The 9015-nt window shown below is 42.1% G+C and carries 6 protein-coding genes and 1 pseudogene; 3 read left to right on the top strand and 4 right to left on the bottom strand.

Features of this window, described 5'->3' with window-relative positions; genetic code table 11:
• The 3 genes and pseudogenes from AC1DXF_RS25865 to AC1DXF_RS25855 all read left to right on the top strand — a co-directional run.
• Positions 1 to 194, top strand: a pseudogene (locus AC1DXF_RS25865) (IS110 family transposase); the annotation flags it as partial.
• Between the two features lie 305 nt (positions 195 to 499).
• Positions 500 to 889: a hypothetical protein gene (locus AC1DXF_RS25860; protein ID WP_477451592.1), complete on the top strand. Its 390-nt coding sequence runs from the start codon at positions 500 to 502 to the stop codon at positions 887 to 889.
• A 2-nt stretch (positions 890 to 891) separates the two neighbouring features.
• Positions 892 to 3489: a DUF4132 domain-containing protein gene (locus tag AC1DXF_RS25855; protein WP_477451591.1), complete on the top strand. Its 2598-nt coding sequence runs from the start codon at positions 892 to 894 to the stop codon at positions 3487 to 3489.
• Between the two features lie 487 nt (positions 3490 to 3976).
• Here AC1DXF_RS25855 and AC1DXF_RS25850 read toward each other — a convergent pair whose 3' ends face one another.
• The 4 genes from AC1DXF_RS25850 to AC1DXF_RS25835 all read right to left on the bottom strand — a co-directional run bounded on the left by AC1DXF_RS25850 (position 3977) and on the right by AC1DXF_RS25835 (position 8887).
• Positions 3977 to 4792 (bottom strand): prolyl oligopeptidase family serine peptidase, encoded by an 816-nt coding sequence (locus AC1DXF_RS25850; RefSeq protein ID WP_477451590.1) that lies wholly within the window; start codon positions 4790 to 4792, stop codon positions 3977 to 3979.
• 297 nt (positions 4793 to 5089) lie between these two features.
• Positions 5090 to 6334 (bottom strand): sensor histidine kinase, encoded by a 1245-nt coding sequence (locus AC1DXF_RS25845; RefSeq protein WP_477451589.1) that lies wholly within the window; start codon positions 6332 to 6334, stop codon positions 5090 to 5092.
• 228 nt (positions 6335 to 6562) lie between these two features.
• Positions 6563 to 7918 carry a HAMP domain-containing sensor histidine kinase gene (locus AC1DXF_RS25840; RefSeq protein ID WP_477451588.1) on the bottom strand — a complete coding sequence of 452 codons (1356 nt, stop codon included), beginning with the start codon at positions 7916 to 7918 and terminating at the stop codon, positions 6563 to 6565.
• A gap of 222 nt (positions 7919 to 8140) precedes the next feature.
• Positions 8141 to 8887, bottom strand: coding sequence for a DUF434 domain-containing protein (locus AC1DXF_RS25835; protein ID WP_477451587.1), 747 nt, complete (start codon positions 8885 to 8887; stop codon positions 8141 to 8143).
• Positions 8888 to 9015: the final 128 nt, after the last annotated feature.

The following is a 9015-nucleotide window of genomic DNA, read 5'->3' as shown; positions in this document are numbered from 1 at the left end:
AATCGGAACTGAACCAAGCAGCCAAAACGGCCATCACACATGATCTGGAAATAAGCGCCTATGCAAAGCGTAAACTTCAAAGCAAAAACTATTCACTGGTGCTGAATAATGTAAAATTCAAGCTGATATTACGTATGTTCTCTCTGGTAAAAAGAGGTGAAATGTATGTGGATAACTATAAGAGATCAGCTTAAAAAGCTTATTTTAAATTAAATTTGGAAATATGGTAAACCTAGAATACGGCACGCAAAAATGTCGATTTACAGGTGCTACAAATGTTTTGCTCCGATGGAGCAACCTGTGAATTCATTAACTTAATAGCATTGAGCGTCTCTCGTACAGTCATTGTAGAAAGTAATTGACTAACTGAACTACCTGGGTTTATTTACAACGGCAAAAAATAAGTGGCAAGTAGTTGGGGTAGCTATCAATACCTTTTATATCTTTACGCTTATCTGTTACCTTATTATAATTATAGTAATTACCATACAAGCAAAGCATGATTGTTACCATCAAAGACGAGACTTTTGCCGGCAAAATATTGCATGAACTGGAGATAGAATTTAAAACCGAAACGGTTACCGTGCAGGACATTATAACCGGCAGGGTAATTAAAGAGGTAGAGAATTATAACAACAAACTGCCCGAATATTTTAATGGTTTGATTGAACCATCGGATGTGGAGAAAACGCTTAACGGCTTTAAGCTTAAACCAAAAAAAGTAATTGATGCCGAGAAGCAGGTGTATGTTGCTTTAAATGCGTTTCAAAACAACGGTTTTTTTGTACTAATAGATAATATACAGTCGGAAAGCCTTGACCAGCAAATTGCCTTGCGAAAAGATACCACCATCAGTTTTATTAAATTAACGCCATTGGTAGGTGGCTGATCATGAGCATTTTTGATAAAATTAAAGACGCGTTATTTAAAACCGCGCCGGCGCAAAGTACCTCGACGGCTCACAAACTAAGTGAGTTTGACCAAATAGTTCACGATTCACGCGTAGAACACGCCCGTACAAGCAGTTATTTTTATGGCATAAAAGTAAACACCTTATCAGTTTACACCCAGGAAGTTGCTAATTGGCCGGATAAAAAGAAAATTGAATTTATTATTTACTGCCTAAATGAAAACAGTGAATACAACAAAAAAAACACCAACCATTCATCAAACGACAAAGCCGGGCATGACAAAGAAGTAAGACTGGCTTATATAGCACAGCTGTTTAAAACCAAGCTTGCCATTGACGATCATGACATGGAAAGGATTTTGCAGGTGTTTGCCCAAAACAAAAACTGGAATTATACAGTGTTTTACCAATGGCCGGTAATAGCTCTCATTAATCAGCTTACCCGGCAATATAGCAAATCGGGCGTATCCGAACAAATGATAGTATTGCTAAACACGTTTAAATTAAAAATACAGCAAATAGACCAGGTTTATTGGGAAAAAGACAGGCTAAAGCTGATAGAGAAAATAGACCAACTGATATTTGGATCGACAGCATCGCCCGAGACGGTGAAACCGACACTATTTTTAGGTGATGATCCGTTTTCTGCGTATGCCAACCAGGTTATCCAGGCATTACCAGATGCTGATAAACAACTTTGGTACCAATTAATTACCAAAGCTTTAAAAGCCACAGGATCTAAGCCATCCAATAAATACCTGTTGGAAAGTAAGGAACTGTTTAAACAATTAGGTGCCGATAAATTTAAAACCGTTGTTAATGGCTGGTTCCTGTTTGTTATTAATTTAAAGGAAGAAACCAAAGTACATACCTACAACAACAGCGACCACACTTACTCAACAACAACATTTTTAAGCGCCATTAACATGGAAGCCATTAAGGGTTTTGCGTGGATGTGCGCACATTTTCATGATAACTCTACCCTTAATAACCTGGCCAAACTTGCCGAAAGATGTTATAAAAAAATGCCGGGGGTAGGGCCGGCAGCGGCTGGTATAGGCAATGCCTGCCTTTATGCGCTTTATAAATCAAAAGGGTTAGATGGGATAGGCCACCTATCGCGCCTCAAGCTTCGCATCAAACAAACCAATACCCAACAGATTATTGAAAAATACATGGAGCAAGCTGCCCAGGAGCAAGGTGTATCTACCCACGAGATTGAGGATATGGCTGTTGATGACCTTGGCCTTGTAAACGGCATACGGGAGTTTCAGTTTGAAAACTTTACCTGCGTAGTTAAAATTACAGGCGTTGGCAAATCTGAGCTAAACTGGTACAAAGCCGACGGTGTGCAGCAGAAAGCGGTACCAACGGCTATAAAAGACAAACAGGCTGCCAGGCTAACAAAAATAAAAGGTATCCAAAAGCAAACCGACCAAACAACCAGTGCCCAGCGCGATCGTATTGACCGGATGTTTCGCACTGATCGTAAATTAAGTTTCAGTGCTTTTAACGAGTTTTATTTACATCATGGCCTGATGTGTTCGCTCGCCAGGCAAATCATCTGGAATGTTACGCAGGCTGGCAAACCGGCATCGGTAATATGGATAAACGGTAAGTGGCTTAATAACAACAACGAGGAGATTATACCTGACGAGAATGGCGAGGTATCCCTATGGCACCCGGCATTGGCACCACTGGCCGAGGTACAACAATGGCGACAGTTTTTAACCGAGCATCAAATTCAGCAGCCTTTAAAACAGGCGTTCCGCGAGGTTTATTTACTTACCGAAGCCGAAATAAATACCCGCATATACAGCAATAGGATGGCTGCGCACGTGTTAAAGCAACATCAGTTTAATATGCTGGCCAAAACCAGGGGCTGGAAATATTCATTGCTTGGCGCTTACGATAATGGTATAGAAAACGGCATGGCCGAACTACTTTTGCCGGAACATGGCCTTAAAGTGCAATATTGGATAAGCGAGGTAAACGCCGAAGACGCTTTCAACGATACCGGCATATGGAACTACGTAACAACAGACCAGGTAAGGTTTGTGCGAGCAGATAGCGGCAACGTTGTTGACCTGATAGATGTTCCTGTATTGGCGCTTTCTGAAGCGCTCCGTGATGTCGACCTGTTTGTTGGGGTGGCAAGTGTTGGCAACGACCCCACCTGGCAGGATTCGGGCGGGGTGCCTGCTTTAAACAACTATTGGGCGGCATACTCATTTGGCGACCTGTCTGAGTTGGCCAAAAATCGCAAAGAAATACTGGCCGGCCTGGTGCCCCGCTTGAAAATAAGCAAGGTTGCACAAATACAGGACAAATTTTTAGTAGTAAAAGGAAAACTGCGGACTTATAAAATACACATTGGCAGTACCAACATCCTTATGGAACCCAACGACCAATATTTATGTATCGTGCCAGACAGGGGTCAAAAAAGTCCCACCGAAGGCTTGTTTATTCCGTTTGAAGGCGATGCGGGCCTTTCGGTAATCTTATCCAAGGCTTTCCTGCTTGCCGATGACGATAAGATAACAGATAGCACCATTACATCGCAGATAAACAGGAAGTAGACTTAGTTTTTAAAACTTAAGTCTTCCTCCTGGTTATCATCCTTCCTTCAGAATTTCACAAATTTTACCACTCAGGATAACAGAATGGGTTGGGCTATTTCGATATTAAAAGCGCGGCAACCCAATTAATATATTTCCCCAGTTTTTTGAAGTCCCCTGCTGTTCGAAGGTCAGAGACTCGAACAGCAGACTGCGAACTGTAAGTTCGGGCTTACAAAATCAAGATTTACCTGCGGGGCACGCGCCGCGCGGGTGCGCCAGTTTTGGATGGAAAATTCACTCACACAGTCCCTTCAGGGTCTTTCGATAGAGGACCCTGAGGTAACCGATCTCTCGCATCAACTCAGCTTTCGGGATTACAACCAGTGCAACCGCTGGGTCCTCTATCGAGAGACCCCGCGGGGACGGAAAGTGCGGTGGGGAACACCAACAAGGGCGGAATGGTATGGGAGGCCACTAAGGGCAAAGAGACGATTAAAGTGCTGTACTATTTTTTTTGGGCTTCTTTTAAAAAGAAATCTGTCATTTTATGAAAAGTATTTTCATTGAATGTAATCGGTCCGTGCTGACCTTGAGGAACAGAAATAAACTCAGTTAATATTCCCTTTTCTTTCAATGCTTTGGCAAAAAGCTCACTTTGGCAATAGGGTACAACATTATCAGCATCGCCATGAATTACTATAAAATGAGGATCCGTTTTGTCCAGAAAGGTGATGGGGTTGAGCAGGGCTATCATATCAAGATTATCAGCCGGATTGCCCCTAATAAGTGCACCTTCGGGAGAGTCGGCTCCTTTAGGCTTCTTACACCCATCCATGAGAGCCATGTCGATAGGGCCAAACCAATCAACTACCGCATTCACAGAACTGCTGGCTGCGGTATAATTTCCTACATTTCCTTCTATGTCAACCTTCACTTTCCCCACTGTAAATTCTTTAACAGAATTTGATGCTCCGGCGAGCGAGGCAAGATGTCCACCTGATGAATAGCCTGTAATGCCAATAAATGAAGCATCAATTTGATATTTACCAGCATTTGCCCTTATATATCGTACCGCAGCTTTCACATCATTGATTTGGGCTGGGTAAGGAGCATCGCCACTTGACCTGTGGTTAATGGCTATAACCGCAAAACCGCTGTCAAGCAATGGTTTTCCAAGAGCATCAAACGCAGCTTGTTTCAAATTATTACCATACCATGCGCTACCGTATATTACAATAATTGCCTTATAGGTAGGTTTTGCTACGTTAGGCAAATGGATATCGAGGTTATGATACTCTTTGCCATCATCGGCATAATTCAAATTGAGCCATTGCTTAACCGGAACAATTACGCTATCTTTTTGAGTGGTTTCTTTTGTTAATTGCTGATTTTTTTTGCAGCAAAAAAAAATATAATAAGAACTGAAAAGGCTAATTTTAAAATGGTCATTTAGTCTGATTTAGATCAAACATAATATTATTATTCCGTATGCGCAGGCTTGACCAAAAATAAAATACCCCCTATTGTTCGTAGAGTTCCGCAGTTCGAGTCTTCGCCTTTGTTGGTGTTCCCCACCGCCATTGTTGGAGTTCTCCATAGCCGCATAACGATAACCCTGTTAAATAATAAACCAAAATATGGTTCCATTTGCCCCATTATCCGTTACACCAATTTGCCCGCCATGTGCCGCTATAATTTGGGAAGAGATATATAACCCCAATCCAATACCTGAGTATTTTTTTGACGTATTTTCAACCCTGAAAAATCTGTCGAAAATATTATCTTTTTTATCGTCCGGAATTCCAATTCCCAGGTCGGCTACACTTAGTTTGATCTTTCCATTATCCTCAGGGCTGATATGTACTTCTACTAAAGTATGCTCTGGCGAGTATTTAAAAGCATTTGTCAGGAAGTTGCATAACACCTGGTCAATCCGGTTGTAATCTGCAAATACCGTCAGGTTTTCATCTCCCTGTATAGCAACCTGGTGCCTTCCATCCACCGATTGGCATTGCTCAACACATTCGGCAGCCATTTTCATGATATTGAAGTCTTCTTTGTGTAATTGCAACTGCCCGGCATGTATACGGGTTACATCAAGCAATTCATCAATTAAACTGGTAAGCTTATTAATTTGTTTGGATGAACGGTGTACAAAAGGCGCAATAACTGCCAGTTCATCATTTTGGGCCAGAATTCGCTCCAGCACCTGCAAAGATGCTTTTACGGTAGTTATCGGTGTTTTTAACTCATGGCTTGCTATACTCATAAATTCGTCTTTTTTTGCCATCAAATCTTCTGCGGCCCTTGTAAGTACCTGCTGATGGCGGCTCTCTTCTTCTGCCTTTTTCCGTTCCTCAATTTCGGCCTCCAATTCGTCGAGTGTTCTTAGCCGGTAAATCATCGGAAGCAATCTGTATAATGCAAAAACCGTAAACACAGAGATAATTGCAGTAAATAACCTAATCAAGGCACTAAGACGGTAAGCCGGCCACCAAAATATAATAGCATCTATAAAATGGGTAGCGCCACATAACAGGATAAAACCGATAAAAAGCCAAAGTATTTTAGGAAAAGGAATATCCTTTCGTTTACTGATAATCCGGAAAAGCAGGAAGGGGATTGCGAAGTATGCTGCCCAGATAGCTGTGTCTGACAATATATATAACCATCCATGAAAATCTGACCAGTTGCCGCAATGCCATCTTGCGGGCCAATCGGCAGTATCAAAAAGTTTTGCAAAAAAACTTTTTACCTGGCTTATAAATCCGCCGTTGCCAAAATCAGGCTGTATACGGTGAGCATAACATGATGGGCCACACTTTACGGGCACTTTATTTACCAAGCTTACTTTATCTGTCATATCGAAAAAATATTTCTGTTATCAAAACTAAAGATATAGTGTTCCTGCCGATTTTTCCGATAGCTGTTAAACCATTTTAGCTAACTCTTGTTGGTGCTCCCTGTATCCAGTCTCTGAAATGACGCCCAGCTCGATCGCTGGTCGATAAAGAATAATTTTGGAGATCCGTTTTAGCGATTTATCCCCAAAAAAAGTAGTTGATGACAACGGTACATTACAACACGGTAATTACACACCAACGGTTGCCGGTATAAAAATAAAGAAGCTGGAGCCCTGGCCAAATGTGCTGTCAAAGCCTATCCGGCCGCCCTGGCGTTCAATAAATTCTTTACATAACAACAGGCCAAGGCCGACACCATGTTCGTTGTTGGTGCCAAAACCAGGTTCGGTGTTTATGGAAAATATTTTTTGCTGTTTATCGGGGGCAATGCCTTTCCCGTTGTCGCTAACCGTTATTTTACATTCGTTAAGTACCAGTTGGGCATCTATATTAATAATTCCACCGCGCTGGGTAAATTTAATGGCGTTGCTGATCAGGTTGCGCACCACCAGTTGTAGCATATCTACATCGGCAATAGCTGTTATTTTATCGTTAATGTGGTAGTTTAAAGCAATATCTTTTGTAGACGCCTGCATTTTCTGCATCTCAAGGGTGTTTTGCAATACCGAAAGCAGGTTTATGGGCGCCAGGTTAACCAGCGGCCCCTCCATTTGCGATTTTGACCAATACAACATATTGGTAAGCATTTGCATGGTATTATTGGTAGCATTAAGCAGCTCTTTTTCCAGCGCAGGCCGTTCATGGCTTTCCAGCTCATTTGCGTTCAACAACTCCAGGTAGCTTTGTATGTTAATGAGCGGCGCACGCATATCATGCGATATGATAGACATTAACTTGGTTTTCTCGGCGTTGCTTTGTTCCAGCTGGCCTTTTTGAAGCAGTATCTGTTGGTTACGCATTTCCACTGTTAACGCCTTTTTTTCGGATACACGTTTTTCGCTATCATAGCTTCTCCTGATGTATTTGATTACAATGTAAATGGTTATCACCGGGATAGGAAAAACCGTAACCCTATCTATAAACTGGCCTTTACCGGCAGTAAAAGGATGCTTTACTAAAAAAGGGTAGTAATAAGCTACCGCGTGTACAATTAAAAAGCACAAGAGATAAATAACTAACCATATAATATGCTGCCGGTAAGGCGTAATGGCAAAAAGCAGTAATAAGTAAACGGGCCATATCAAGTCGGTAGAACCATCGATACCCGAATTTGTAAAGTAGTTTACCGAGAAAATAACGATCCCTGTTAACCCAAATAAAATATCGTTGTGCTTGTGCCCATTAAACCTGGAATTGTAATACTGGTAACCGAAAAAGCCCCACAGTACAAAGGCCGAAAATGAACCAATGTAAAGCCCGGCAAAAAAGTTATAGGGAATATAAAAACTGGTTAGTATAATCAGGCTGATACTGATGGAATGGAAAATCCTGCTTTCTAACGGGAATACTGATGGGCTGCCTATTAGCTTAGCCCACAAGTAATTTATTTTTTTAAAAACAGGAGACGAAGCGAGTTTAGGCATGGTACAAATTACAAGCCGTTTTGGTTAACAAGTATAGCTGGTCGGCATTAATACGGGAATATTTGTCAATTTGTTCGCAATTGACAAATTACATATTTAAACATCTTTGTAACGTTATTACTTGCCGCAAACATTTCCATTTTTAGCCGGCAGAGCAGGCCAGCCGTTTGAAGCCCCGAACTTCAAACCACAATGCTTATAATCTCCAGACTATCGTTAAACTCATTCACCGTCCTGGCTGATAATATTCACCGTTACGTTATTTCCCATAAAGTGGTTAATAATGTAAGAGGCAAGGTTAAACCACGCGTAACAACCGTTAAGCACCCATGCATCTGAACTTACGATGAGCCGGTTTTCTGCAATCAAAAATTTGTCGGGAGCATTGTCTAAATAAATATCCCAGGAAAAGCCCTGTTGTGCCGCTATTTCATAACAAAGTGTTTTAAGCCGCCCGCTGTTGGATACCGGGGCGTCAAATATCCAGTTCACCCGTTCGGCACCAAGCGCATCCAATGCCCTGCCCACTGTGATCAGCACTTCTTCGGTTTGCCTCACCCTTTTATAAGATCCGTGTACCGACGAGATATCGCGGTAGCAGCCGTCTAATCCCTTAAAAACATATCCGCCCGATAAAAAGGATTCCAATATAATAACAATATTGAATCCATCTACATAAATGGTTTTACCCCGGATGCCGGTAGCTGCTACTTCTTTATTTTTACGGTTTTGGATATCCTTTGCAGAACAAGCCATACCCTGCAAGGCCAGGATCTGTCGCTGCCTTAACCGGTACCTGTTGCCAACCAATGCCAGCGTTGCCCGTGGCGGATAATCTTTGCTGAGCAAATAATGCATATCCTGCAAAGCCTGTAACAGGTTTTCACGCTCTTTTGGCCTGCCAAAAAGTGTTTCATCGTGCGGGTCTTTTCCCCGGTTTCGGCGGGCTTCGGGTTGTTGGTCGCTCATCTGTGAAAACTAAAGTATGTTGCAATATACTCGTTTTGCTTCTTGCTGCAATGGCAACCAGGCCCCCCTCCCGCTGTTCGAGTCTCCAGGCTCCGAACTACTGTGCCTGTTAGCCTACAGGTCTTGCC

The sequence above is a fragment of the Mucilaginibacter sp. P2_A5 genome, from assembly GCF_056404995.1.
Note: the sequence above shows the minus strand (reverse complement) of the source record. Positions and strands in the feature narration are given on the sequence as shown.